This window comes from Devosia sp. 1635 (assembly GCF_013185955.1).
Taxonomy (GTDB): domain Bacteria; phylum Pseudomonadota; class Alphaproteobacteria; order Rhizobiales; family Devosiaceae; genus Devosia.
Genome location: NZ_JABAOM010000003.1, coordinates 442,332 through 467,218, shown reverse-complemented (window position 1 = coordinate 467,218; position 24,887 = coordinate 442,332). Strand labels below are relative to the sequence as shown.

Sequence of the window (24,887 nt, the reverse complement as noted above, 5' to 3'; positions counted from 1 at the left end):
CGCCGGGGGAAGGCCTCAGCCATTGGCCACCTTGGCTTCGGCGGCGCGGGGGTGGAAGACGGCAAGGAGCGCATCGCGGATGCGGCGCTGCCGGGGCTTGCTCGAAATCTTGCCGCCGGTGAGATCGGTGACATAGAAAACGTCGACGGCCTTTTCGCCATAGGTGCCGATATGGGCCGAGCCGATGGAGAGGTTGAGATCGGAGATCTCACGTGTCAGGGCATGGAGCAGACCCATGCGATCAAGGCCCGAAACCTCGATGACGGTGAATTTTTCCGACAGGGAGTTGGAGACCATCACTTCGGCCGGGAGCGCGAAGGGTTTGAGGCGCCGGTTGTGGCGCGATTCCTTGCCGAGATCGATGAGGATGGTGCGGCGGCCCTGCAGCAATTGCTTGACGGTATCAATGATGCGGGTGGCGCGCACCTTTTCGTCTTCGTCATTGGTGAAGGTGCGGCGCAGGCGGAAGGTGTCGATGGCGCGGCCGTCGCGGGTGGAAAAGATCTGCGCGCCGATGATGGACGCATCCTGCATGGTGCAGGCGCCGGCGATCAGCGAGAGGAGGCGCGGATGGTCGGGGGTGTAGAAGCTGACTTCGGTGATGCCCTCGAAAGCCTTGACGCGGATGGAGCCGGCAAAGGCGTCCCCGTTCTGGTCGGCCTGGCGGATCATGCGGGCGTGCTCGATCTGCAATTCGGGCTCGGCGCGCAGCCAGTAATGGTCATAGTGGCGGGCGGTATAGGCGGCTACTTCCTCGGCGGGCCAGCTTGAGAGGGCCTCGGTGAGGGTGGCGCGGACATCGGCGATTCGGGCGGACTGGGTAACCTGGGAGTGGCCGCCCGAGAGCAGCGGTTCGGTGGCGTAATAAAGGGCGCGCAGCAGCGAGCCCTTCCATCCCGTCCAGACGCCGGGGCCGACGGCGCGGATATCGCAGGCGGTGAGGATCATCAAAAGGGCCAGGCGCTGGGGCGACTGGACGATATCGGCAAAGGCCTTGGCGGTTTCGGGGTCCTGGATGTCGCGGGCCTGGGCCACTTCGCTCATCAAGAGGTGATACTGGATCAGCCAGGCAACGGTGTCGGTTTCGGCGGGCGAGAGGCCGAAGCGCGGACACAGGCGGCGGGCGATGCGGGCGCCGGCCTCGGAATGGTCTTCCTGGCCGCCCTTGGCAATGTCGTGGAGGAACAGCGCGACATAGAGCAGCCGGGTGTCGTTGAGCTGGGGCAGCAGTTCGTGGGTGAGGGGCAGTTCCTGGCGCAGGCCGCCATTGGCGATCTCGGCCATGACGCCGACGGCGCGGATCAGATGCTCGTCCACCGTATAGTGGTGGTACATGTTGAACTGCATCAGGGCGACGATCTTGCCGAATTCGGGCACGAAGCGCCCGAGCACGCCGCTTTCGTTCATCTGGCGCAGCATGCGCTCGACCGATTGCGGCGAGGTCAGGATGGTCAGGAAATAGCTGTTGGCCTTGGGATCGGTGCGCAGCTTGTTGTTGATCAGATGCAGCGAGCGGGTGATTTCCTTGATCGCATCGGGGTGGAACAGCAGCTGCTGGCGCCCGGCAACGAGGAACATCTTGATGAGGTTGACGGGATCCCTGGTGAAGACATCGGGGCGGGCGATATTGAGCCGGCCGGTATCGAGGATGAAATCGGTTTCGCCCTTGATCTTGGATTTGCCGGAGCGGAAGGGCGCGAGCACGCGGCCCACCAGGTCCATGTCCTTGGCGTGATTGAACTCGAGCGAAGCACAGAAGATGCGGGTGAGATCGCCCACATCCTTGGCGACGAGGAAATAGCGCTTCATGAAGCGCTCGACGCCCAGCATGCCGGCGCGCTTGGCATAGCCCATGCGCTGGGCCAATTCGGGCTGCACGTCAAAGGTCAGCTTTTCTTCGGCGCGGCCGGTGAGGAAATGCAGGTGACAGCGCACGGCCCAGAGAAAATCCTCGGCGCGCTGGAACAGGCGGTATTCGGAAGGGGCGAGCACGCCCTTGTCGACGAGTTCGGCCGAGGTCTTGACCTGGTAGAAGTATTTACCGATCCAAAAGAGGGTGTTGAGGTCGCGCAGGCCCCCCTTGCCATCCTTGACATTGGGTTCAACGACATAGCGCGTATTGCCCATGATGCGGTGGCGCTCGTCGCGCTCGGCCATCTTGGCGGCAATGAATTCGGGCCCGGTATGAGGCACGATCTCGGTTTCAAAGCGGTGGACGAGATTGTCAAAGAGCGCCTTGTCGCCGGTGAGGAAGCGCGCCTCGAGGGTGGCAGTGCGCACCGTCATGTCGGCGCGGGCCATGCGGATACATTCATCCACCGAGCGTACGGCGTGGCCGACCTTCTGGCCGAGATCCCAGAGCATATAAAGGATGTATTCGGTGACCTGTTCGCCCCAGGGGGTCTGGCGATAGGGAAGGATGAAGAGCAGGTCGATATCGGAGCCGGGGGCGAGGGTGCCGCGGCCATAGCCGCCAACGGCCGAGAGGGCAATGGCTTCAGCGCCGGAGGGATTATCGACGGGATAAACGCGGCGGGTGGCAAAGAGGTGGACGGCGGTGATGATCTCGTCCTGCGCCGCCGACAGATTCTGGGCGCAGCGCGTGCCCTTGCCACTGGCGATCAGTTCGGCTTCGGCACCCTGGCGCGCTTCGGCAAGGCACTGCCTGACATGGGCGAGGACCGCCGCACGTGCCGCCGCACTCTTGGGTGGCTCGGTGCCAATGGCAGCATCGAGTTCTTCCAGGATGACTTGGGCAGGTCGGGTCGCAAACAGCGGCTTTCGCGGCTTGGCGTCAACTTCGGCGAGCGGCATCGCGGGTTTTCTTCAACTCGTAGATCAGCTCGAGCGCCTCTTTAGGCGTAATTTCATCGGGGCGGATAGCGTCGAGCTTTTCATCAACTGGGTTGGCGACGGCGGGCGCCGGCGCTGGCTGGTGGGAAAACAGCGGTAGATCGTCTAGCACGCTGGTGACGCGGCCGGAAGGGGCCGCACCCGCCGCGCGCTCCTCCAGCACGGTCAAGACTTGGCGAGCACGGCGCAGAACCGGCTCGGGCAGGCCGGCGAGACGGGCAACCTGGATGCCATAGGAGCGGTCGGCCGCCCCCTGCCCCACTTCATGGAGGAACACGACCTCGCCCTCCCATTCTCGCACCTTCATGGTGTGATTGGACACGCGCGTCAGGGTCTTGGCGAGGCTGGTCAGCTCATGGAAGTGGGTAGCAAAGAGCGCACGGCAGCCGGTGGTTTCGTGCAGCGCCTCAACGGCTGCCCAGGCAATGGACAGACCATCGAAAGTGGCGGTGCCGCGGCCGATCTCATCGAGCACGACGAGGGAGCGGCGGGTGGCGCGATTGAGGATCGCGGCGGTTTCCACCATTTCCACCATGAAGGTGGAGCGCCCATGGGCGATGTCGTCTGAAGCGCCGACGCGCGAGAACAGGCGATCGACCACTCCGATATGGGCGCGATCGGCGGGTACGAAACTGCCCATTTGCGCGAGAATGGCAAGAAGGGCGTTCTGGCGCAGGAAGGTCGATTTACCGCCCATATTGGGGCCGGTGACGAGCCAGAGATGCCCGCCGCCCGACGCCTCGTCACCCGATAGATCGGCATCATTGGCGACAAAAGACTTGCCGTCGGCGCGCACCATTTCCTCGACCACCGGATGGCGGCCGGCGGTGATGGCAAAGGCGAGGGAAGTGTCGATCTCGGGGCGCACATAGTTGCGGGTGGCGGCGAGATGGGCGAGCGCGGCGGTGACATCAAGCTCGGCCAGCGCATCGGCGAGGGCGCGCAGGGTTGGTGTGTGGTCGAGCACGCCAGTGCGGAGGCGCGCGAAGATCGCGGTTTCGAGCTCGAGCGCGGCGTCGCCGGCGCGGGCGATGCGGCCTTCGAGCTCGGCCAGTTCGGCCGTGGTGAACCGCATGGCGTTGACCATGGTCTGGCGGTGAATGAAGCTTTGGCGCAGCGGCTCTTCAAGGAGCTTGGCGCCTTGGGCGGCGGGGACTTCAACGAAAAAGCCCAGCATGCCGTTGTGCCGGATTTTGAGGGCCCGAATATCGGTTTGCGCCACGAGATCGGCCTGGAGCGCGGCGACGACGGCGCGGGTTTCCCGGCCAAGGAGGCGCTCGGCATCGAGCTTGGGCTCATAGCCATCGCGCACAAAGCCGCCATCGCGGGCGAGGAGCGGCAGTTCATCGGCGAGGGCGTTACCCAGGCTGGTGGCAAGATGGAGCGGAGCGCCGGACAGGATGGCGTGCAGCCGCGCGAGGGTGGTCGAGCCTTCGACGCCCGCGAGTTGCCCGCCGAGCGCGGCTGCGGCGGCGATGGCACGGCCGATGGCAGCCAGATCACGCGGGCCGCCGCGTTCCAGCGCCAGACGGGTCAGGGCGCGGGCGAGATCGGGCACGGCCTTAAGCTCGGTGCGCAGGCGCGCGGTCAGGGTCGGGTCTTGCGCCAGGGCCGCGACCGCATCGAGGCGCTCGTTGATGGCCCGGGCATCGTTGAGCGGGGCGGCAAGGCGGGCGGCCAGGAGGCGCGAGCCGGGGGCGGTGACGGTGAGGTCAATGGCGTGGCGGAGCGAGCCGCGGCTCTCACCGCGCTGGGTCTGGTGCAATTCAAGGGAAGCGCGGGTGGCGCTGTCGATGGCCATGAACTTGCCGGGCGCTTCGCTGGCTGGCGCGCGGAGGGGTACCGCCGCGCCCTTCTGGCTATCCTCGGCATAGGCGAGCAGCGCGCCCAGCGCCGCGCGGGCCGGACGGGACAAGGCGGTCGGGTCAAAGCCCTCGCCACCGAGGGCCGCGCGGATGCGGGCGGTGCCGGCTTCGCTGTCAAAAACGGCCGCGTCGGCTTCGTGGGTGAGCTTGTCCCAGGCGGGGGCCCAAAGATGCTGCTCGCGGAGGAGCAGGCGCGTCGGGGCGCTGACGAGGAGTTCGGCGGGATCGATGCGCGCAAGTTCATCGGCGAGCTCGGTGGCGGCCAGCTCGAGGGTAAAGGTTTCGCCGGTCGAGATATCGGCCCAGGCGAGGGCGAAATCGGTTTGGCCGTGGCGGACGGCGGCGAGCGCGGCGAGAAAATTGGAGCGGCGGGCGTCGAGGTGATCGTCTTCGGTGAGGGTGCCGGCGGTGATGAGGCGCACGACTTCGCGCCGCACCACCGATTTGGCGCCACGCTTTTTGGCTTCGGCGGGATCTTCCACCTGCTCGCAGATGGCGACGCGGTGCCCGAGCTTGATGAGCTTATTGAGATAATCATTGGCGGCATGGATGGGCACGCCGCACATGCCGATATCCTGCCCCAGATGCTTGCCGCGCTTGGTCAGCACGATGCCGAGGGCGGCGCTGGCGATTTCGGCGTCCTCGAAGAACAGCTCGTAGAAATCGCCCATGCGATAAAACAGCAGATAGCCGGGATGGTTCGCCTTGATCTCGAAGAACTGGGCCATCATCGGCGTCAGCGTCGGGGCTGGGCCGGTTGGGGCGGGCGAAGTGGGCGATCCGTGCATCAAGCTCTCAAAGGTCCGGGCTCGAAAGCGCGGACCTTACGGAATTGGCGGGGCAATGCCAACTGCGGCAGTTTGGATATGCCCGCAAGATTGGCGCCCGGTTTTCAGGCGCCCCGGATGAGCGAGGCCGGGTCCACGAGCTTGCGATAGAGGTGCCACGTGGCGTGACCGAAAATGGGGATCACCACCGCCAGCCCGACAAAGAGCGGCAGCGAGCCGAGGAAGAGGCCAGCGCCGACCATGATGCCCCAGGCCAGCATGGGAATGGGATTATGGAGCACGGCGCGGAACGAAGTTTCGATGGCGACATAGGCGCCCACATCGCGATCCAGCAGCAGTGGGAAGGCAATGACCGTGGTGCAGAGGGTCACAAGGGCAAAGGCCGCGCCCAGCAGCGTGCCGGCAACAAGGAGCGTGCGGCCGCCGGGTTCGCCCAGGATTTGGGCGAGGAAGGCGTTGAGGGTGCGCGGGGGAGAGGAGCCGATCAGCGCTTCGTAGAGGCCTTGGGCGGCGGTGAGCCAGAGGGTGAAAAGGACAAAGAGCATGATGCCGATAACGGCGATGGCGCCAATGGCGGGGGAGCGCAGCACGTTCATGGCCTCGCCCCAGGAAATATCCTCGCCCTGTTCGCGCCGGCGGCTGACTTCATACAAGGGGAGCGCCGCAATGGGGCCGATCAGCGCAAAGCCGCCGATCAGTGGATAAAGCAGCGGCCAGGTTTGAAAGCCGCTCATCCAGACGGTGAGCACGACGCCGACAATGGGGTAGATCACGGCGAGCAGGAGATAATGGCTGGGCTTGGCCCAGAAATCGTCGGCCCCGGCGCGCAGGGCCGCGACCAGATCGGCAAAGGTAATGGTGCGGATGACCGGCATATCGAGCTTGGTGCCCGCGCCGGTAACGATGTGGAAATTGGCCATGGCGAGTTTATCCTCCAATGGAGGCCACATGGCCCGCTGAGCGACGCCAGTGATGCGCAGGGCGGACCCGCAGCCGCAACGAGGGGAGGATAGGACAGGTGCGACGCGCTGTCGCCCCCATCCGCAAGATGTGAAGGGGCAGGGCGGGAGAAGTGCCCTGCCCTGCCCCCTCGTGGTTGAGCGTCAGATTTCGTAGCGGTCGCTGGCGTGGTGCTCGGGGCGATAGATGAAGTAGTCGAAATCGGCCGGGCGGGCGGTGCCGTTGAGATCCTGGGCAGCGACGCCGACAAAGGCGCCGGTGAAGGAGCCATGGGCCTGGTGGCCACCGCATTCATCCGAAAGGATGGAGGCATCGAGCACGGGCCCGATGGGCTGCATAGCTTCGCCTTCGAGGGCGTAATAGAACTGCAGCGCGGCCCCGCGAATGGAGAGGGCGAGCTTGAGCTTGCCGGTCTGGGGGATCTGCACGGGTTCTGCGGGGAAGCGCAGATTGCCGTCGGGCCAGCTCATTTCGGAGCTCATCAAGAGCAGCTCGCGCTGGCCATCGGAATGGGCGGTGACGGCGAGATAAAAGAAATTGTAGCGGCTGTAATAGGCGGTGAGGCCCGCCATGGTGCGTTCGTCGACGGGATCGAAGCTGAGCGTGGTTTCGGCATCGTAGGAGAAGTGGGTCTGGCGGCGGGCGACGAGGGATTGCTCGAACCAGGAGCCGATGGATTCGCGGCCGAAAAGGCGCAGCTTGCCATCCTCGAGCGCAAAGATGCGCTCGGGCTCGGGGGTGCGCAGCCACTGGAAGTCCTGGTGCAGTTCGCCATCGGCAAAGCTGTAGCGCTGCTCGCTCCAATAGGGGGTGTCGTTGCGGGTGCCGGGCACCTCGACATGGAGAGAGGGCACGGGACCCTGTTTCACGTGAATCCAGTCGTCATCGCCCCAATAGGCTTCCTGGATGGAGGTTTCGCGGCCCAGAACGCAGCGGCGGTTCTGGGTGGTGGGGCGGCCGCCGAGATGGACGAGATAGGTCTTGCCCTCGGGGGTTTCGACGAGATCGCCATGGCCGGCGCGCTGGATGGCGGCAAAGGGCGCGTCCTTGGAGGTGAGGATATGCTTGTCCGGGTGGGTTTCGTATTGCCCATCGATGGTGCGCGAACGGGCAAAGGTGCAGGCATGCTCATAGGCGGTGCCGCCCTCGGCGGTCAGCAGGTAGTACCAGCCGTTGCGCTTATAAAGATGGGGGCCCTCGACGAGCTTGAGGTCGGTGCCCTGGTAGATATTGGTGACCGGGCCGATGAGCTTGCCGGAGGCGGGATCGAATTCCTGGAGCGCAATGCCGGCGAATTTGAGCGGGCGGGTGCGGTGGTCCCAGAGCATGTTGACGAACCACTTGCGCCCGTCATCGTCGTGGAACAGCGAGGGATCGAAGCCCGAGGAGTTGATGTAGATCGGGTCCGACCAGGGCCCCTCGATCGAGGGGGCGGTGACGATGTAGTTATGGGCGTCCTTGAAGGAGCCGTCCTTGCGCTTGACGTCGGTATAGACGAGCCAGAAGAGGCCATCGGCATAGGAAATGTCGGGGGCCCAGACGCCGCAGCTGTCGGGATCGCCGCGCATGTCGAGCTGGGTTTTGCGGGTGAGCGGGCGGCAGACCAGGTCCCAGTTGGCGAGGTCGCGGGAATGGTGGATCTGCACGCCCGGGAACCACTCGAAGGTGGAGGTGGCGATGTAATAATCCTCGCCGACGCGGCAGATCGAGGGATCGGGATTAAAGCCGGGCAGAATGGGATTGGTGATGGTGGGCATGGGTTCCTCGCGCGAGCGCAGCGGTGGCGGTGCCTTGGGTCCTCTATGGAGCAGAGAACCGGGATGGTTGGCGGGGTCACTGAGGGACCCCCTCCCCCGGCCCCTCCCCTCAAGGGGGCGGGGTGGCGGAGGAGAGATCGGGGCGGTTCGAACTGTCCGAAGCGGGGACGCTCGAGCGGCGAAGTCGAAGTGGAGGAGAGGTTTGAACCCCCACCCCCGTTTCCCTCCCCTCAAGGGGGAGGGGTGGGACGGCACCCAAGTTTGGTGACTAAGAGGTCAGATGAAGCGGTTGATCAGGTTTTCGAGATATTCCTGGCGGCCCGAGACGGGTTGGGGGTTGAGGTTCTCGGTTTCCACTTTCTGGGCGAGGTCGGCAAGCGACAGCTTGCCCGAAAGGATGTCCTGGCCAAGGCCTTCGGTCCAGCCGGCATAGCGCTGGTCGACAGCCTGGTCATAGGTGCCGTCGGCGATGATGGCGGCGGCAGCCTTGAGGCCGCGGGCGAGGACGTCGAGCCCGCCGATATGGCCGATCAGCAGATCCTGGGGATCGAGCGACTGACGGCGCACGCGGGCGTCGAAGTTGAAGCCGCCTGACCCGAGGCCACCATTCTTGAGGATCTGCAGGAAGGCCAGGGTCATTTCGCGCGGGTCATTGGGGAACTGGTCGGTATCCCAGCCCGACTGCAGATCGTTGCGATTGGCATCGACCGAACCCAGCATGCCCAGCGACGCGGCCAGCGCCAGTTCGTGCTCAAAGGAATGGTTAGCAAGGAAAGCGTGCCCGACTTCGATGTTGCACTTCACTCGGGTTTCGAGACCGTACTTCTTGAGGAAGCCGTAAACGGTGGCGACGTCGAAGTCGTATTGGTGCTTAGATGGCTCCTGCGGCTTGGGCTCGATCAGGATCTGGCCCGTAAAGCCGATCTTGTCGGCATGATCGATCACGAGATGGAGGAAACGGGCCATCTGGTCCTGTTCCTGGCCGATCTTGGTGTTGAGGAGGGTTTCATAGCCCTCGCGGCCGCCCCAGAGCACATAATTGGCGCCACCCAGTTCATGGGTGAGTTCGAGCACGTTCTTCACCTGGCCGGCGGCATAGGCAAAGATCTCGGGATCGGGATTGGTGGCGGCGCCCGCCATGTAGCGGCGGTTGGAGAAGAGGTTGGCCGTGCCCCACAGCAGCTTGGTGCGGCTCGTTTCCATCTTGCGGGCAAAGATCTCGCCGATGGCGCGCACATTGCGGTTGGATTGGGCGAGGGTTTCCCCTTCGGGCGCGATATCGGCATCGTGAAAGCAAAAGAAGGGCGCGTCGAGCAGTTCGAAAAGCTCGAACGCCACATCGGCCTTCATCCGGGCGCCGTCCATGCCGCGATCAAACCAGGGGCGATCATAGGTGCGCCCGCCAAAGGGGTCGCCGCCTTCATAGGCAAAGGTGTGCCAATAAGCGATGGCGGGACGGATATGGTCCTCCATCCGCTTGCCGGCGACCATCTCGTCCTTGTTGTAATGGGTATAGGCGAGCGGATTGGTGCTCGACGGGCCTTCATATTTGACGGGCGAAATGCCCTTGAAAAAATCAGTCACGTACGTGCCTCCTCGATGGCGGGATAAAGCGCGCGGTAGCGCTGGTATTGCTCGGTATAGGCAGCCGACAAACGGGCATCGGGTGCAATGACGGTCTTGATGGCGGGCATGGTCATCACCTCGGCGGGGTTGGCGCCAGTGGCCGCGCAGAGCCCGAGACGAGCCGCGCCCAGCGCGCCGCCGAAATCGCCATCTTCAGGCAGGGCGATCTCGGTGTTGAGATTGGTGGCGATCAGCTTGAGCCAGAGCGCGGAGCGGCTGCCGCCGCCCACCGCGATCAGCCGGTTGATCTGGGTGCCGGCATCCTCAAGGACGCGTTGGCAATCGCGCACGGCAAAGCTGACCCCTTCCATCACCGCCTGGGCGAGCCGGGCGGGATCGGAGCGGTGGGAGAGGCCAACAAAGGAGCCGCGGGCACCGGCATTGTTGTGGGGCGTGCGTTCGCCCGAGAGATAAGGCAGGAAAATCTCCTCGCCGGGACCGGTGAAAGCCGCTTCGGCAGCGCCAGCGAGCGCGGCCGGCTTTTGGCCGGTGATGTGGCCAAGCCAATTGAGGGAGTCGGTGGCCGACAGGATCACGCCCATCTGGTGCCAGGTGTCGGGAACGGCATGGCAAAAGGCATGCACGGCGCCCGAGGTGTTGGGGCGGAACTTGTCGTTGGAGACAAAGAGCACGCCCGAGGTGCCGAGCGAGACAAAGCCCTCGCCCGGGCGGATGGCGCCGATGCCGCAAGCCGCGGCGGCATTGTCGCCAGCGCCGCCGGCTACCACCACGTCGCCCGACATGCCCCAGCGGGCGGCGAGCTCGCGCTTGAGGGTGGCCGAGGGGGCGGAGCCTTCAACGAGGCGCGGCATGTGGGAGCGATCAAGGCCGGTGACGGCGAGGAGCTCGTCGGACCAGTCGCGCCGGCCGACATTGAGCCATAGCGTGCCCGAGGCATCGCTCATGTCCTCGATATAGTCGCCGGTCAGCAAGAGGCGCACATAGGCCTTGGGGAGCAGCACCTTGCGGATGCGCTGGTAAATCTCGGGCTCATGCTTGCGCACCCAGGCGATCTTGGGGGCGGTGAAACCGGGCATGGCGATATTGCCGGCGATGCCGCGCAGGGTGGGGAGTGCGGCTTCCATTTCGGCGCATTCGGCGGCCGAGCGCCCGTCATTCCACAAGATGCAGGGGCGCAGGACCACATCGTCTTCCCCCAGCAGCGTTGCGCCATGCATGTGACCGGAGAGGCCAATGCCGCGCACGGCGGCGAGCTCGCTCCCGTGGCTTTGGCTCAGTTGATCGAGGGCGGCCTGCGTTGCCGCCCACCAATCGGCGGGGTTCTGTTCGGACCAGCCGGGATGGGGACGGGTCGGCTCGGGCGAGGGCGCGGTGGCATCGCCGATGGGACGGCCGGCCGCATCGATCAGCATCACCTTGACGCCGGAGGTGCCGATATCAATGCCAAGGAAGTTGGTCATGAGGAACGTACCTCACAATTTGGCAAGCGTGAAAACACGAAAGTCCCTCCCCTGCCCGTTAGGGCGATGCCGAATTTTGGATCGGCTGCTGTGTTAGCGCAGATTGTCGCGCAGGAATATCCCAATTTCAATGGGGTCGGTGGTGACGACTGCGGCACTGCCGAGGGCACATTGCTGGGCCGCGCGTAGCGCTTCGCGGATTTCGTGATCGGGATTTTGATCCAGCACGACGTCGATGGCACCCGAATCAAGCCCGGCGCGGGTGGCGGGCGTCAACTCATGAGCAATGACGCGGACGGCGCGGGCGCGCTCGGAAGCGGCAAGCGCCGCCACGAGCCCGGCATTGCCAGCGCCAAGATTGTAGATGCCGGCCAGATCGGGATGCTCGGCCAAAAGCCGGGCGGCAAGCGCCTCCGCCTGGGCGGGCTCGTCATGGCTTTCGAGGGGCCCAAGCAGCTGCAAGCCCGGAAACTCGCGGGCGAGAACGGCACCAAAGCCATCGAGGCGGTCGCGATGATCGCGCAGCGCGAGCGAGCCGGCGATGACGCCGATGGCTCCCTTTGGGCAGAACCGGCCCATGAGGGAAGCGGCCGTGCGGCCGGCGGCGGGATTGTCGATGCCGATGAAATGGCGGCGGGCGGAATTGGGCAGATCCGACACGAGGGTCACCACCGCGACGCCGCGGCGGCTGGCGCGCTCGACGGCAGCGAGCACAGACGGCGTTTCGCTGCCCACGATCACGGCGCAATCGCAGATGGCAGGTTCGAGTCCGTCAAGGGCGCGGGCGAGCCCTTCGGGATCAAGCGGGCGCAGGCGCCGCAGCTCGAGCGCCAGCCGCTCGCCCGCGCTGGATTGGGCGCGCCGCTCCACCGCGCCGGCCAGGCTGCCCATGAATTCGTTGGAGCCGGCGGGCAGGAGGAAAACGACGCGCAGATCGCGCCCCCGGGCCAGCAGGGAGGCGGACAGATCGCGCTGGAAACCGATAGCGGCCATGGCCGCTTCGACCTTTTGCGCGGTGACGGGGCGCACGCCGGGGCGATTGTTGAGCACGCGATCAACCGTGGCCAGCGACACGCCCGCGGCGCGCGCCACATCATGAACCGTTGCCCGGCGCCTCGATCCGATCTCGTTCACTGCCCTTGTCTCCAAACCGGGCGAGACACTGCGGAGGGCAGCCGGTTAGGTCAAGTGTTTGGTCAAGTGCGCCGTTGCAGGGGTGAACGCAAACCGGCTAAAGCAGGGCGCAAAGGGAGAGGCGCATGAGCATAGCAGTTAGCGAATTCGGCCAGTTCAACGGCAAGCGCGTGGATCAATATCATCTGCGCAGCGATACGGGGGTCGAGATCGACATTATCGGCTATGGCGCGGCGGTGCGCGACTGGCGGGTGCCGGTGGCGGGGGGCCTGCGCTCGGTGGCGCTGGGGTTCGACAGCTTCGAGCCCTATCCCGAGCATAGTCCGCATTTCGGCGCGATCACGGGGCGGGTGGCCAACCGGATCGTGGGCGCATCATTCGACCTGGACGGGCAGCACTACGACCTGCCGGTCAATGAGGGCAATATTCACCTGCATGGCGGCCCCGAAGGGCTGGGGCGCCAGGTCTGGGCCGGCGAGGTCGACAGTGCCGGCAACAGCGTGCGGTTTACCCTCCATAGCCCCGACAGGGCTATGGGGTATCCGGGCAATGTGGATTTTGCCGTGACCTATCGGCTGGTGGGCAACCGGCTGCGCACCGAGTTCGAGGCAACAACCGACCGGCGCACGCCGATCAGCCTCGTGCAGCATCAATACTGGAATTTGGGCACCGACCCGCTGGTGCTGGACCATTGGGTGCAGATCCCCTCGAGTGCCTATACGCAGCTGGGGCCCGATCTGTGCCCCACCGGCGCCATCCTGCCCTCCCGCGGCACGCAATATGACCTGCGCGCCGGGCGCATCCTGCGCGACGCAGCGGGCGCGCCGATCGACTACGACATCAATCTCGTGCTCGACACCGGCCGCGACCTCGCCGACCCGATCGCGACCGTGCGCGGGCCAGACGGGGCGCTGACACTTCAACTGTGGAGCGACCGGCCGGGCCTGCAGTTCTATAACGGGGTGATGACCAATGTGGCGGTGCCCGGGTTGAACGGGCGCCGCTATCCCAAGCATTCCGGGTTTTGCCTCGAGGACCAGATGTTCCCCGATGCCTTGCACAACCCGCATTTCCCCTCGATCATCCATGGGCCCGACAAGCCATACCGGCATTGGTGCGAGATCGAGATCGGCTGACGCACACCACCCGTCCTGACACTGGCTGTCAGGGCCAAAGCGCAACATCCCTTCCGCACCAAGCGGGAGGGGCCGGAGATGGAGAACACAAGCTGGACAAGACCGAGCGGTTGTTTTCGATCATGGATGCGCTGCGCCGGCACCGCCGGCCGGTTACGGCTGCGGCGCTCGCCGAGGAGCAGGGCGTTTCGGTGCGCACGCTTTATCGCGATGTGCAGACCCTTATCGGGCTGGGCGCGCCGATCGCGGGGGAAGCGGGGATCGGCTATATGCTGAAGCCGGGATTTTTCCTGCCCCCGCTGATGTTCACGCCCGAGGAGCTGGAAGCACTGGTGCTGGGCGCGCGCTGGGTGCAGGCGCAACCCGATGACGGGCTGGGCTTGGCGGCCAAGAACGCGCTGGCGAAAATCGCCACCGCCTCGCCCGAGGATCTGCGCGACCGCATCAATGATACGGGCCTGTGGCCCGTTGCGCTGTGGCGCGAGCGCGAGCCGCTGCCCATTCTTGGGGACGTGCGCATGGCGATGCGCTGCGAAAAGGCGCTGCGGATCAACTATGCCGATGAAGCGGGCCAGCGCACCGAGCGGGTGATCTGGCCGGTGCAGGTGGCGTTTTTCGAGGGCAAGCAGACGGTGGCGGCCTGGTGTTGCCTGCGCGAAGCGTTCCGCAATTTCCGCACCGACCGGATTTTGGCGCTCGAGCTCACCGAGGAGCGCTATGGCCGGCGGCGGGCGGCGCTGGTGCGCGAATGGCAGGCGCTCTGGGAAGAGCATTACCCCGACTGGGAGGCCAAGTGGGAACACTAGGGCCATAGGGACAAAAGGTCGGTCAGTTCCGCGGTGGTGATCAGACCCGTGGCGAGGCCCCCCAACCAGAGCAGGTGCATGGCCGCGATCACGAAGGTGAAGGCAATAAAGCCCGCTTTGCGCGTCTTGTGGCGGAACCGCTCCTGGGACAGGAGGCCACCGATAATGCCGCAACCAAGATCGAGTGCATGGAGCGTGGCTTCACTGACGCGCCATTCCCCGGCCTTCGCCGCTTGTTTGTCGTGGTGGTAAAAGGAGAAGGCAAGAATGCTGGCGAGTATGTAGATGCCGCCAAGGGGCAGTGGCACAGAGCCCCGAAATAGGGCGACGGCAAGCAGCGCGGCCAGAATGATTGCAGCACCGGATCGCCAGCCCAAGCTTGCCGGCTCGGCAGATGGAATGGATGCTCGGGGGACCCTTGGCGCTGGCTTAGCTGAAGCGAGTTGAACCTGCATGGCTTGCGGGCGGCCGTCGCGGCCGGGGCCGAGCCGGTAACGGAGGTGGTCACCCACCTGGGGACGCGTTGGACCGGCAATAGCCGAAACATGCACGAAACAACGGCTGCCATCACCCCCGTCGATGAAGCCAAAACCGCGGCGGTCATTCCATTCCACCAGCACACCGGATCGTTGCATGCGAGCCCCCTGCCCGCGCAAGATTAGCCGGGCTGGGTTAACCGATCGTCCGCGCTCAGGCTGCGGCCAAGTTGACGCGGTAGCTCAGGGCTTCGGCGATGTGAGGGCGGGCGACGCGGTCGACGCCGGCGAGGTCGGCAAGGGTGCGCGCAACCTTGAGGACGCGGTGGTAAGCGCGGGCGGAAAGGTTGAAGCGCTCGGCCGCCTGGAGCAGGAGCTTGCGGCTGTCGCTATCGGGGTTGACCACGGTTTCGATCAGGGTAGGGCCGGCAGCCGCATTGGTGTAGATGCCGGGGGCGCCGTGTTCGAGGAAGCGCTGGCGTTGCCGCTCGCGGGCGCGCTCAACGCGTTGGGCGACGACGCTGGAGGCTTCGGCGGGTTCCGCGGGGGCGATGAGGTCGGCGGCGCTGACGGCGGGCACGTCGATGCGGATATCGATGCGGTCGAGAAAGGGCCCGGACACGCGAGCCTGGTAATCATTGGCGCAGGCGGCGCCGCGCTTGCAGGTGTGGCCGGGCGTACCGGCGAGACCGCATTTGCAGGGGTTCATGGCGGCGATCAGTTGTACGCGTGAGGGATAGGAAACGCGGGCATTGGCGCGGGCGATGACGGTTTCACCCGCTTCGAGCGGCTGGCGCAGGGAATCGAGGACCTGAGGCGCGAATTCGGCGAGTTCATCGAGGAACAGAACGCCGTTATGGGCAAGGCTGACTTCACCCGGGCGAACGCGCAGGCCACCGCCGACCAACGCCGCCATGGACGCAGAATGGTGCGGGGCACGAAAAGGGCGGCGATCGGAAATGGCGCCCCCGGCCAGTTCGCCCGCGATGGACTGGATCATCGAGATATCGAGCAGTTCGCGCGGATTGAGCGGGGGCAGGATGGAGGGCAGACGGGCGGCCAGCATGGACTTGCCGGCGCCGGGCGGTCCGATCATCAGGAGGTTGTGGCCACCGGCCGCGGCGACTTCGAGGGCGCGGCGGGCGACGAGTTGCCCGCGCACTTCGCTCAAATCGGGCAGGCCGCCATTGGTCTGGTGCTTGCGCGGCACGGGCCGGGGGGCGTGCTGGTGGCCGGTCAGGTGATTGACCAAGGCCAAAAGACTTTCGGCAGCGACGATGTCGATGTCTTCCCCAGCCCAAGCGGCTTCGGGGCCGCAGGCTTCGGGGCAGATGATGCCAAGGTCGCGGGCACCGGCGGCAATAGCAGCAGGGAGGATGCCATTTACGGGAGCGAGGCGGCCATCGAGCCCCAGTTCGCCCAGGGCAAGGAAACCTTCCAGCGCATCCTGCGGAATGGCACCGATCGCGGCCATCAGCCCCAGGGCGATGGGCAAATCATAATGGCTGCCTTCCTTGGGCAGGTCGGCGGGAGCGAGATTAACGGTGATGCGCTTGGGCGGCAGGCTCAGCCCCGAAGCGAGCAGCGCGGCGTAAACCCGTTCGCTCGATTCCTTGACCGCCTTATCGGGCAAACCGACCATGAGAAACTTGGGCAGGCCTGGGGCAATCTGCACCTGAACATCGACTGGCACCGCCTCGATGCCCTGAAAAGCTACGGTCGCAACCCGGGTTACCATGTACGCCATTCCCCCAGAACAGGAGGAGGCTAGCAGAGCACTGCCGCTCCAACAAGAACGTTCAGCGAACATTAAATAGGGGTTAACCACGAGGCCGCGGATTGGAGTTAACGCAAGCTTCCCTTAACCGCGCCATGTTGAATGAAAGGCTCGCCTGGTCGTACACGAGTATATTCATGCCCCCAGTCTGCGCGCGCCGTTTTTCTTCCATGCTCAAGGGCGCCGCAATGGCGGCAATGGTGGTGCTGCTTGCCGCCTGCGCGAGCGGCGGTGGACTTTATGGCCCGATCGACGGGGACAACCGGCCCCATGCCGGAGTGGACCGGGCGCGCAAAATGCCGATCCAGGGGATCGATGTGGCGCGCTACCAATCCCATATCGACTTTTCGACGGCGCTGCGCTCGGGCATTGCCTTTGTGTTCATGAAGGCTACGGAAGGAAAGGATTACATCGATCCGAACTTCCGCCGGAACTGGGCGGCCGCACGCGATGCGGGCATGCCACGCGGCGCCTACCACTTCATGACCTGGTGTTCGCTCGCCTCCGAGCAGGCGCAGTGGTTCATCGCCAATGTGCCCAATGATCCCGACGCGCTGCCGCCCGTTCTGGATCTGGAGTGGAACAATCATTCCTCGTGCAAGGTCAAGCCATCGCGGGCCGATGCGCTGGAAAAGATCCGGGTGATGCTGGCGGCAATGGAAGCCCATACCGGCAAGCTGCCCATCATCTATACCGACATGAACTTCCACCGCGACGTGCTGGATGGGGAGTACTTCCCCAATGCGTTCTGGTTGCGCTCCACGGCTGCCGAACCGCATGAGCGCTATCGTAACCGCGGCTGGACGTTCTGGCAGTGGACGCAGACTGGCGTCGTGCCCGGCATCCGAGGTGAAGTGGACCGCAACGCCTTTTACGGTGATCGGAATGACTGGATCAATTTCCTGATGACGGGCTGCGATCCACGCTCATTTGCCGCCCTTGCCCCGACTGGCCGGTGCCGCGTCTACAAATAGGGCGCCGTCACTTGTCAGCCGCGGTGGCGAGGACTAGATTCCAGCCCGTCTTCCGGGCTCAGCCCGGCGCAGAGGAGAACAGCCATGGCTAAAGGTCAGATGCGCAGCAACAAGGAAGCCAAGAAGCCCAAAAAGGACAAGCTGGAAACAGCAAAGCCGATCACGGGCCTTGGTAGCGGCAGCACCGGCAATACCGGCAAGAAGTAAGCATGCCGAGCAAATGCGAATGAGCGACTGGCACAAGGCCGGTCGCTTTTTTGTTGTTGAGGGCTGTCACAGGACCAGCAGCGCGAGCGCCTGAATCGGCGCCGCGGGCGCGAGCGCCCAACGAAGGGGCGCCGCGAGCGGGAGCGCTCAACGAAGGGGCGCCGCGGGATTAGCTGGCCAAGGGGCGGAAGATGCCGCTCGAGGCAATGCCATCAAAGATGAACTGCACCGCCAAAGCCGACAGCAGCACGCCGACCACGCGTGACACCACATGGGCGCCGGTGACACCCAGCAAGCGCTGGATGGGGATGGCGAGACGCAGCATCACATAGGTCAGCAGCAAGATGGTGAGCAGGCCCGCGATCACCGCGGCGTCCTTGACGTAATCGCCTTCCGAGCCAGCGATGAGCAGGATCACGGCGCTGATCGCCCCCGGTCCCGCAATGAGCGGGGTGGCGAGAGGGAACACCGAGATATCGGCGCGGTCGCGCGCTTCGATATCTTCCTCGGTGGTGGTGGAGGTGCCGCCAGATGAGCGAGCGAACACCATGTCGATGGCGATGAGGAGCAGCAGCACGCCGCCGGCCGTGCGCAGTGCCGGCAAGGTAATGCCGAAGAGCGCAAGGAGCGGTTCGCCGAAGAGCGCGAAGAAGAGCAGGATCAATCCGCCGATCAGCACCCCGCGAAGCGCCAGGCGGCGCCGCTCGGGCGAGGAGGTGTCGCGCGTGAGCGCCAGGAACACCACGGCCAGATCGGCGGGACCGATGGTGGCGAAAAAAGTGGTAACCGCCAGCAGATAGGTGTCGACCGGCATCAGCACACCGCCCTTAAGTTAAGCGGCACGATCAGCGGCGGCGCCGTTCGATGGCATCAAGGATCATCACCGCAATATCGGGACCGCCAAAGCGCTTGATCTCGCGAATGCCGGTGGGCGAGGTGACATTGATCTCGGTGAGGTAGTCGCCGATCACGTCGATACCGACAAAGATCATGTCGCGCTCCTTGAGCGCGGGGCCGATGGCAGCGCAGATCTCGCGCTCGCGGGCGGTGAGTTCGGACAGTTCCGGGCGGCCACCCACATGCATGTTGGAGCGCGATTCCCCTTCGGCGGGAATGCGGTTGAGGCCTGCGACGGGCTCGCCATCGATGAGGATGATGCGCTTGTCGCCTTTGCGGACATCGGGCAGATATTTCTGCACCATGAAGGGTTCGCGGAAGCTGAGCTCAAACAGCTCGATCAGGGAGGCGAGGTTATGGTCGCCCTCTTGAAGGAAGAAGACACCGGCGCCGCCATTGCCGTAAAGGGGCTTGAGGATGATGTTGCCATGCTCCTGGCGGAAGGCGCGGATCATCTCGCGATCGCGCGTCACTAGGGTGGGCGGCATCAGCTTGGGAAAATCGGTGACGAGGATCTTTTCGGGCGCATTGCGCACCGCAGCGGGCGGATTGACCACGAAGGTTTTCGGGTGCAGCCGCTCGAGAATATGGGTGATGGTGGTGTAGTTCATGTCGAAGGGCGGATCCTGGCGCATCAGGATCACATCCTGCTCGCCCAGATCGATGCGCGTGAACGCCCCCAGCTTAAAGTGCTCGCCCTTGGGCTTGTCGAAGACCTCGACCGGTGCGGCGAGGGCGGAAACGGTGGTGCCGCGCAGGCCGAGCGTGTCGGGTGTATAATATACCAGCGCATGGCCGCGCGCCTGAGCTTCGAGCATCATGGCAAAGGTGGAGTCGCCGGCGGGATTGATGCTGGCAATGGGGTCCATCTGGACGGCGATCTTGAGTGACATGCAGAGGTCCTAGGAAGCGTCGAAAGCGTTGATGTGATGGCGCGGCCAAGCCCAGGGCGCAAGGAAAATCACGTCAAAGCGCAGATTGGCTGCGGCATAGGCGCGGTGGCGCGAGAGCCAGTAGTGGGCGGCGCGGCTGATGCGGGCCTGGTTCACCTGGGTGAGCGCCTCGCCTTCCTGGGCTCTCGAAGCACGCGCCTTGACCTCAACAAAGACCGTGGTGCCCCAACGCTGGGCGATCAAGTCGATTTCGCCGAGCGGGGTTTTGTGGCGGCGGGCAAGAATGCGGTAGAGCTTGAGCTGGAGAAAGAGCGCGGCCAGGGCTTCAGCGCGTTCGCCCCCGCGGTTGGCGCGCTGGCGGGCGCGGCTGGGTTCAGTCGGTGGCTTTAAGGGCGAGGGCGGCATCATAGACCTCCTTGCGCTTGAGCCCAAAGCGGGCGGTGACAGCGTCAACCGCGGCGCGGAGGGGCTGGTCGGCCATTTCGGCAAGGAGCGCGGCCTGCCAATCGGCCGCGTCGGGGGCCGGAGCTTCGGCCGCGCCGGCGACAACGATAACGGCTTCGCCCTTGGTATCGCCTTCGGCGAAGCTCTCAGCGAGTTCGGCCAGAGTGCCGCGCTGCACGCGTTCGAAGCGCTTGGTGAGCTCGAGGGCGACGGCGGCCTGCCGATCAGGGCCGAGCGTTTGAGCCATAGCAGCCAAAGTATCGTCGAGGCGGCGCGGGGATTCGTAGAACACCAGAGTTTCACGTGAAACCGAAACGGCGGCGAGCGCGGTGGCACGGGCGCCCGCCTTGGCGGGCAAAAAGCCGTGAAAGGCAAAGGCGTCGGTCGGCAGGCCCGCCACCACCAGCGCTGACAGCAGCGCGGAGGCGCCCGGGACGGCGAAGACCGGCAGATCGGCGGCGGCCAGGGCCCGGATCAGGGGAAAGCCGGGATCGGAAAGCAAGGGCGTTCCAGCGTCGGAAATCAGCGCCAGGGCTTCGCCGGCAGCGATGCGCGCAACGATGTCGTCGGCCTTGGCGCGCTCATTGTGTTCGTGCAGCGCCACGCGGCGGGTCTTGATGCCGTAGTGATCGAGCAGTCGCGCCGACATGCGCGTGTCTTCGCAGAGCACGGCCGCCGCGGCGGCAAGGGTTTCAAGGGCGCGGATGGTGATGTCGCGCAGATTGCCGATGGGGGTGGCAACCACGTAAAGGCCGGGCGCCAAAGGCGGGGCCTCGAGCTTGGTGCCGGCGATGAAGAACTCTGAACTCATGGGCGCAAGGCTAACACGCGGGCGCGCGTCACCCAATCGCTAAGCGGCGAGATCGGCGACAACGGCGTCGAGCACCGGCCAGCCGCGATCGGTGACGCGGATATTGCCGTTGGGCAGGGTTTCCACAAAGCCATAGCCCTTGAGATCCTCGATCTGGCGCTGGCTGATGCGGCGCCCCGACAGCGCGGTGAAGCGCTGGGGCGAGATGCCTTCCTTGAGGCGCAGGCCCATGACGAGGAATTCGTCGCCCTGCTCTTCCCAGGTCAACACATCGTCGGTGACGAGGCCATGGCCCTGCGCCAGCACCTTTTCCTGCCACTTGAAGGGCAGCTTTTCGGCGGCGGTGGCGTGGCGCTGGTTGTTGATCAAGAGGCGCCCATGCGCGCCCGGACCGATGCCGGCATATTCGCCATAGCGCCAGTAGAGCATGTTGTGCTGGCTTTCCTGGCCGGGGCGGGCGTGGTTGGAAATCTCGTAGGCGGGCAGGCCGGCCGAAGCCGTCAGTTCCTGGGTCAGCTCGTAGAAATCGGCGGACAGATCCTCATCGGGCATGATGAGCTTGCCGGCGCGATGCAGGTCGAAATAGCGCGTGCCCTGCTCGATGGTGAGCTGGTAGAGCGAGATATGGCCGCGCGCGAGCCAGAGGCCCTCCTTGAGCTCGTCTTCCCAATCCTCAAGGGTCTGGCCCGGGCGGGCATAGATCAGATCAAAGCTCGAGCGATCAAAGATCGACTGGGCGATGCGCACGGCAGCGATGGCTTCATCAACGGTGTGGCGGCGGCCGAGGTCCGCCAGCGGCTTATCCCGCAGGGACTGCACGCCGAGCGAGACACGGTTGATGCCGGCGGAACGAAAACCCTTGAAGCGATCGACCTCGACGCTGGTGGGATTGGCTTCGAGCGTGATCTCGGCGCGTGGTTCGACCGTCCAATGGGCGGCGATGGTGTCGAGAATAGTGCCGACGGCCCACGGGCTCATCAGCGAGGGCGTGCCGCCGCCAAAAAAGATCGACTGCACGACCCGGCCGGGAGTGAGGCTGGCGGTATGGGCAATCTCGCGCTGGTAGGCGGCGACAAAGGCCTGCTCATCGAGCGGGCCGCGATGCACATGGGAATTGAAATCGCAGTAAGGGCACTTGGCCGCGCAAAAGGGCCAGTGCACATAAACGCCAAAGAGGTCGTTACGGCTCATGCGGCAGCCCCCTCATGTGGGTTGGTGGCGTGGCAGCGATTGGCGGGCACGCGATCAGGCCTGCTCAATTTGGCCCTCGACGAATTTGGCGAAGGCGCGGGCGCGGTGGGACAGACCCTCCTGACCCGGAGCCCAGCCATGTTTGACGCGCGAGGGCATTTCGCCAAAGGTGACGTCGAAGCCTTCGGGCATGAAGACGGGATCAAAGCCGAAGCCGACATCGCCGCGTGGCGGCCAGACCAGTGTGCCATCGATGCGGCCCTCGTAGAGAGCGTCGCGGCCATCGGGATGGGCAAGGCAAAGCGTGGCGCGGAAGGAGCCGTGACGCTGGGCTGGCGTTGTGGCATTAGCAGCCTGGAGGGCATCCTCGACGCGCTTCATGCCGTGATTGAAGTCGCGGTTGGGGCCGGCCCAATTGGCGGTGTAGACGCCGGGATCGCCGCCCAGCGCATCCACGCACATGCCGGAATCGTCGGACAGGGCCAGCATATTGGCGGCGCTCGCGGCGGCATGGGCCTTAATGCGGGCGTTTTCGGCAAAGGTGGTGCCGGTTTCATCGGGCTCGGGCAGATCAAGCTGCGCGGCCGAGATCAGCTCGAGCCCGAAGGGAGCAAACAATTCCCGGAATTCGGCCAGCTTGCCGGCATTGTGCGACGCCAGCACGAGGCGGTCACCAGCGCGAAGACGGGGAATGCCGCTCATTTGGGGGATCCTTGCCGGGCCTTGCTGCGCCCGGCCGAGGCGCGGGCGGATTGATCAAGGGCGCGCGCCACATCATGCCAGATGGGGCAATTGGTGCCGGGCGTGCTGCGGCCGCTCGCCTGGGGGGCAGTCGTGGCGGCGCCGCTTTTCTTGCGGAAAAACAGGTTCATGCTTGCAGTGCTGCTGTTTGAAGGCGGGTGAGTTCGGCGATGCCGGTTTCGGCCAGACCCATGAGCTGGTCGAGTTCGTCGCGGCTGAAGGGGGCCTGCTCGGCAGTGCCCTGGATTTCCACGAACTTGCCTGAGCCGGTCATGACGAAATTGGCATCGGTATGGGCTTCCACGTCCTCGAGATAATCGAGATCGAGCACGGGGGTGCCGCGATAGATGCCGCAGGACACGGCGGCCACGGAATCGCGCAAGGCCGGACCGCGCGTAAGCTTGCGCTCGTCCATCCAGCGGATGGCATCGGCAAGCGCGACATAAGCGCCGGTGATGGCGGCGGTGCGGGTACCGCCATCGGCTTCCAGCACGTCGCAATCGAGGGTGACCTGGTTTTCGCCGAGCATGGGCAAGTCGACTACGGCGCGCAGGGAGCGGCCGATCAGGCGCTGGATTTCCTGGGTGCGGCCCGATTGCTTGCCGGCGGTCGCTTCGCGGCGGGTGCGCGATCCGGTGGCGCGGGGCAGCATGCCGTATTCGGCAGTGACCCAGCCCTGGCCCTTGTTGCGCAGCCAGCCCGGCAGATTGGTTTCCACCGAAGCGGTCACCAGAACCTTGGTGTCGCCGAACGAGACAAGGCAGGATCCCTCGGCTTTCAGCGAAACATTGCGCTCGATGGAAATCGCGCGCATCTGGTTGGGTTCGCGTCCGGAAGGGCGCATAGGCAATCACCTTGGCAGTAAAGAACAGTTAACCGCCTCTTAACCCTCTCTGCAGGTCCTCACAAGCCGGGCTGGCTTGGCGAATGGCCGCAATGCCCCTAAATGAATGGGGAGGGTTAAAGCCGACAATTTGAACGAATATGATGGTCAAGCCACCCGAAGACTTTCTCGCCGTCCTCAATACGCGCAGCCAAGACATCTTCCGGCGCATCGTGGAACGCTATCTCGACACAGGCCAGCCGGTGGGTTCGCGTGATCTGAGCCGCATGCTGCAACTGGGGCTGTCGCCGGCTTCGGTGCGCAATGTGATGGCCGATCTCGAAGATCTCGGGCTGATTGCCGCACCCCATGTTTCGGCGGGGCGCGCGCCGACCCAGGAGGGCCTGCGCTTTTTCGTTGATGCGATGCTGGAAGTGGGTGCCGTCGACGAGCGCGAGCGCAATCGCATTGCCCAGCACATCGCCGAAACCGCGCAGGGCGGGCAGGTGGAAGACCTCCTCGCCGAGGCCAGCCAGCTGCTGTCGGGGCTAAGTCAGGGCGCGGGCGTCGTGATCGCGACCAAAGCGGATATGGTGCTCAAGCACATCGAATTTGTCCGGCTCGACCAAGCTCGCGCGATGGCGATCCTGGTGGGGGAGGACGGGCAGGTGGAAAACCGCATCCTGCCCCTGCCCCCGGGCCTGACCGCCAGTGCGCTGCAACAGGCCAGCAATTACCTTGCCCATCATGTGGTGGGGCGCACCATTGCGGAAGCGCGCAAGGCGCTGGGCGAGCAGCGCGCCGAGCAGCGGACGGAACTGGACGAGTTGACCCAAAAGCTCGTTGATTCCGGGATCGCGACACTGAGCCAGCCATCGCCGGCAGCGCAGCCAACGGTGATCGTGCGGGGCCGGGCCAATCTGTTGAATGACACCATGGCGTCCGAAGACATGGCGCGCATGCGACAGCTATTCGACGAACTCGAAAGCAAGGACGGGTTGCTGGAACTCTTGGGAGATGCGGAAAACGCTCAGGGCGTGCGCATCTTTATCGGCTCGGAAAACAAGTTGTTTTCCCTTTCGGGATCTTCGGTGATCCTGAGCCCCTACAAGGACGCCAATGACAAGGTGGTGGGCGTGCTTGGGGTTATCGGGCCGACGCGGCTCAATTATGCCCGTATCGTGCCGGTGGTGGACTATACGGCCAATGTCATCACCTCGATGATGGCGCGTAAGGGGCGCGGCTAGGGAGGGTTGAAAAAGCCGGTGCATTGACCGATATCGGAGCCAAATTCATTCCCAATGCGA

22 protein-coding genes are annotated in these 24,887 nt (G+C 64.8%); 5 read left to right on the top strand and 17 right to left on the bottom strand.

Going from position 1 to position 24,887, the window contains the following annotated elements:
- Window positions 1-15: 15 nt before the first annotated feature.
- The 7 genes from HRU92_RS14545 to HRU92_RS14515 all read right to left on the bottom strand — a co-directional run bounded on the left by HRU92_RS14545 (window position 16) and on the right by HRU92_RS14515 (window position 12,404).
- Complete coding sequence (locus tag HRU92_RS14545) at window positions 16-2,814, bottom strand: [protein-PII] uridylyltransferase (protein ID WP_172121733.1); 2,799 nt, start codon at window positions 2,812-2,814, stop codon at window positions 16-18.
- A complete protein-coding gene (gene mutS / locus HRU92_RS14540; protein ID WP_248307148.1) occupies window positions 2,795-5,506 on the bottom strand; it encodes a DNA mismatch repair protein MutS in 2,712 nt (903 codons plus the stop codon). Before mutS ends, HRU92_RS14545 begins: the two co-directional genes overlap by 20 nt.
- A 104-nt stretch (window positions 5,507-5,610) precedes the next feature.
- Entirely contained in the window at window positions 5,611-6,426 is an 816-nt protein-coding gene (locus HRU92_RS14535) for a DUF2189 domain-containing protein (RefSeq protein ID WP_172121732.1), read from the bottom strand.
- Between the two features lie 183 nt (window positions 6,427-6,609).
- On the bottom strand, window positions 6,610-8,223 hold the full coding sequence (locus tag HRU92_RS14530) for a glycoside hydrolase family 43 protein (RefSeq protein ID WP_173088414.1): 1,614 nt from the start codon (window positions 8,221-8,223) through the stop codon (window positions 6,610-6,612).
- A 276-nt stretch (window positions 8,224-8,499) separates the two neighbouring features.
- Window positions 8,500-9,807, bottom strand: a complete 1,308-nt coding sequence (gene xylA, locus HRU92_RS14525) for a xylose isomerase (protein ID WP_172121730.1) — start codon at window positions 9,805-9,807, stop codon at window positions 8,500-8,502.
- Window positions 9,804-11,270, bottom strand: a complete 1,467-nt coding sequence (gene xylB / locus HRU92_RS14520; RefSeq protein WP_173088412.1) for a xylulokinase — start codon at window positions 11,268-11,270, stop codon at window positions 9,804-9,806. The genes xylA and xylB overlap by 4 nt, the downstream gene beginning before the upstream one ends.
- A gap of 93 nt (window positions 11,271-11,363) precedes the next feature.
- Window positions 11,364-12,404: a LacI family DNA-binding transcriptional regulator gene (locus HRU92_RS14515; protein ID WP_349236657.1), complete on the bottom strand. Its 1,041-nt coding sequence runs from the start codon at window positions 12,402-12,404 to the stop codon at window positions 11,364-11,366.
- Window positions 12,405-12,529: 125 nt separating this feature from the next.
- Between HRU92_RS14515 and HRU92_RS14510 the strand changes: the two genes are divergently transcribed.
- Both HRU92_RS14510 and HRU92_RS14505 read left to right on the top strand, forming a co-directional pair.
- Window positions 12,530-13,540 (top strand): aldose epimerase family protein, encoded by a 1,011-nt coding sequence (locus tag HRU92_RS14510; RefSeq protein ID WP_172121728.1) that lies wholly within the window; start codon window positions 12,530-12,532, stop codon window positions 13,538-13,540.
- Window positions 13,541-13,650: 110 nt separating this feature from the next.
- Window positions 13,651-14,346: a YafY family protein gene (locus tag HRU92_RS14505; protein ID WP_349236656.1), complete on the top strand. Its 696-nt coding sequence runs from the start codon at window positions 13,651-13,653 to the stop codon at window positions 14,344-14,346.
- Here the strand turns inward: HRU92_RS14505 and HRU92_RS14500 are convergent.
- On the bottom strand, window positions 14,343-14,981 hold the full coding sequence (locus HRU92_RS14500) for a DUF1294 domain-containing protein (protein WP_172121727.1): 639 nt from the start codon (window positions 14,979-14,981) through the stop codon (window positions 14,343-14,345). The genes HRU92_RS14505 and HRU92_RS14500 overlap by 4 nt on opposite strands.
- Before the next feature lie 55 nt (window positions 14,982-15,036).
- Window positions 15,037-16,560 carry a YifB family Mg chelatase-like AAA ATPase gene (locus HRU92_RS14495; protein WP_173088410.1) on the bottom strand — a complete coding sequence of 508 codons (1,524 nt, stop codon included), beginning with the start codon at window positions 16,558-16,560 and terminating at the stop codon, window positions 15,037-15,039.
- Between the two features lie 176 nt (window positions 16,561-16,736).
- On the opposite strand from HRU92_RS14495, the gene HRU92_RS14490 reads away from it, so the two are divergent.
- Window positions 16,737-17,573 carry a GH25 family lysozyme gene (locus HRU92_RS14490; RefSeq protein ID WP_127755004.1) on the top strand — a complete coding sequence of 279 codons (837 nt, stop codon included), beginning with the start codon at window positions 16,737-16,739 and terminating at the stop codon, window positions 17,571-17,573.
- An 84-nt stretch (window positions 17,574-17,657) separates the two neighbouring features.
- The gene (locus tag HRU92_RS20775) at window positions 17,658-17,780 is read left to right on the top strand and encodes a hypothetical protein (protein ID WP_282567566.1); all 123 of its coding nucleotides are present in this window, start codon (window positions 17,658-17,660) and stop codon (window positions 17,778-17,780) included.
- A gap of 169 nt (window positions 17,781-17,949) precedes the next feature.
- Here HRU92_RS20775 and HRU92_RS14485 read toward each other — a convergent pair whose 3' ends face one another.
- The 8 genes from HRU92_RS14485 to rph are packed head-to-tail and all read right to left on the bottom strand — an operon-like array spanning window position 17,950 to window position 23,601.
- Window positions 17,950-18,594: a MarC family protein gene (locus HRU92_RS14485; RefSeq protein WP_127755003.1), complete on the bottom strand. Its 645-nt coding sequence runs from the start codon at window positions 18,592-18,594 to the stop codon at window positions 17,950-17,952.
- A gap of 31 nt (window positions 18,595-18,625) precedes the next feature.
- Window positions 18,626-19,570, bottom strand: a complete 945-nt coding sequence (gene gshB, locus HRU92_RS14480) for a glutathione synthase (protein WP_172121726.1) — start codon at window positions 19,568-19,570, stop codon at window positions 18,626-18,628.
- Between the two features lie 9 nt (window positions 19,571-19,579).
- The gene (locus HRU92_RS14475) at window positions 19,580-19,975 is read right to left on the bottom strand and encodes a YraN family protein (protein WP_173088408.1); all 396 of its coding nucleotides are present in this window, start codon (window positions 19,973-19,975) and stop codon (window positions 19,580-19,582) included.
- A complete protein-coding gene (gene rsmI, locus HRU92_RS14470) occupies window positions 19,944-20,825 on the bottom strand; it encodes a 16S rRNA (cytidine(1402)-2'-O)-methyltransferase (protein WP_172121725.1) in 882 nt (293 codons plus the stop codon). The genes HRU92_RS14475 and rsmI overlap by 32 nt, the downstream gene beginning before the upstream one ends.
- Before the next feature lie 39 nt (window positions 20,826-20,864).
- Window positions 20,865-22,016, bottom strand: a complete 1,152-nt coding sequence (gene hemW / locus HRU92_RS14465) for a radical SAM family heme chaperone HemW (protein WP_172121724.1) — start codon at window positions 22,014-22,016, stop codon at window positions 20,865-20,867.
- A 54-nt stretch (window positions 22,017-22,070) separates the two neighbouring features.
- Window positions 22,071-22,718 (bottom strand): non-canonical purine NTP pyrophosphatase, encoded by a 648-nt coding sequence (locus HRU92_RS14460; RefSeq protein WP_173088406.1) that lies wholly within the window; start codon window positions 22,716-22,718, stop codon window positions 22,071-22,073.
- Entirely contained in the window at window positions 22,715-22,888 is a 174-nt protein-coding gene (locus HRU92_RS14455) for a hypothetical protein (RefSeq protein ID WP_172121722.1), read from the bottom strand. Before HRU92_RS14455 ends, HRU92_RS14460 begins: the two co-directional genes overlap by 4 nt.
- Window positions 22,885-23,601 (bottom strand): ribonuclease PH, encoded by a 717-nt coding sequence (gene rph / locus HRU92_RS14450; protein WP_127754998.1) that lies wholly within the window; start codon window positions 23,599-23,601, stop codon window positions 22,885-22,887. The genes HRU92_RS14455 and rph overlap by 4 nt, the downstream gene beginning before the upstream one ends.
- Window positions 23,602-23,741: 140 nt before the next feature.
- Here rph and hrcA point away from each other — a divergent pair, with 140 nt between their 5' ends.
- Window positions 23,742-24,827, top strand: a complete 1,086-nt coding sequence (gene hrcA / locus HRU92_RS14445; protein WP_172121721.1) for a heat-inducible transcriptional repressor HrcA — start codon at window positions 23,742-23,744, stop codon at window positions 24,825-24,827.
- The last annotated feature ends 60 nt before the right edge of the window (window positions 24,828-24,887 follow it).

Excerpts from the sequence above, each read along its gene's own strand:
- HRU92_RS14545 (WP_172121733.1), bottom strand. The coding sequence starts at position 2,814 with ATGCCGCTCGCCGAAGTTGACGCCAAGCCGCGAAAGCCGCTGTTTGCG.
- mutS (WP_248307148.1), bottom strand. The coding sequence starts at position 5,506 with ATGCACGGATCGCCCACTTCGCCCGCCCCAACCGGCCCAGCCCCGACG.
- HRU92_RS14535 (WP_172121732.1), bottom strand. The coding sequence starts at position 6,426 with ATGGCCAATTTCCACATCGTTACCGGCGCGGGCACCAAGCTCGATATG.
- HRU92_RS14530 (WP_173088414.1), bottom strand. The coding sequence starts at position 8,223 with ATGCCCACCATCACCAATCCCATTCTGCCCGGCTTTAATCCCGATCCC.
- xylB (WP_173088412.1), bottom strand. The coding sequence starts at position 11,270 with ATGACCAACTTCCTTGGCATTGATATCGGCACCTCCGGCGTCAAGGTG.
- HRU92_RS14510 (WP_172121728.1), top strand. The coding sequence starts at position 12,530 with ATGAGCATAGCAGTTAGCGAATTCGGCCAGTTCAACGGCAAGCGCGTG.
- HRU92_RS14500 (WP_172121727.1), bottom strand. The coding sequence starts at position 14,981 with ATGCAACGATCCGGTGTGCTGGTGGAATGGAATGACCGCCGCGGTTTT.
- HRU92_RS14495 (WP_173088410.1), bottom strand. The coding sequence starts at position 16,560 with ATGGTAACCCGGGTTGCGACCGTAGCTTTTCAGGGCATCGAGGCGGTG.
- HRU92_RS14490 (WP_127755004.1), top strand. The coding sequence starts at position 16,737 with ATGCCCCCAGTCTGCGCGCGCCGTTTTTCTTCCATGCTCAAGGGCGCC.
- HRU92_RS20775 (WP_282567566.1), top strand. The coding sequence starts at position 17,658 with ATGGCTAAAGGTCAGATGCGCAGCAACAAGGAAGCCAAGAAGCCCAAA.
- HRU92_RS14485 (WP_127755003.1), bottom strand. The coding sequence starts at position 18,594 with ATGCCGGTCGACACCTATCTGCTGGCGGTTACCACTTTTTTCGCCACC.
- gshB (WP_172121726.1), bottom strand. The coding sequence starts at position 19,570 with ATGTCACTCAAGATCGCCGTCCAGATGGACCCCATTGCCAGCATCAAT.
- HRU92_RS14475 (WP_173088408.1), bottom strand. The coding sequence starts at position 19,975 with ATGCCGCCCTCGCCCTTAAAGCCACCGACTGAACCCAGCCGCGCCCGC.
- rsmI (WP_172121725.1), bottom strand. The coding sequence starts at position 20,825 with ATGAGTTCAGAGTTCTTCATCGCCGGCACCAAGCTCGAGGCCCCGCCT.
- hemW (WP_172121724.1), bottom strand. The coding sequence starts at position 22,016 with ATGAGCCGTAACGACCTCTTTGGCGTTTATGTGCACTGGCCCTTTTGC.
- HRU92_RS14460 (WP_173088406.1), bottom strand. The coding sequence starts at position 22,718 with ATGAGCGGCATTCCCCGTCTTCGCGCTGGTGACCGCCTCGTGCTGGCG.
- HRU92_RS14455 (WP_172121722.1), bottom strand. The coding sequence starts at position 22,888 with ATGAACCTGTTTTTCCGCAAGAAAAGCGGCGCCGCCACGACTGCCCCC.
- rph (WP_127754998.1), bottom strand. The coding sequence starts at position 23,601 with ATGCGCCCTTCCGGACGCGAACCCAACCAGATGCGCGCGATTTCCATC.
- hrcA (WP_172121721.1), top strand. The coding sequence starts at position 23,742 with ATGATGGTCAAGCCACCCGAAGACTTTCTCGCCGTCCTCAATACGCGC.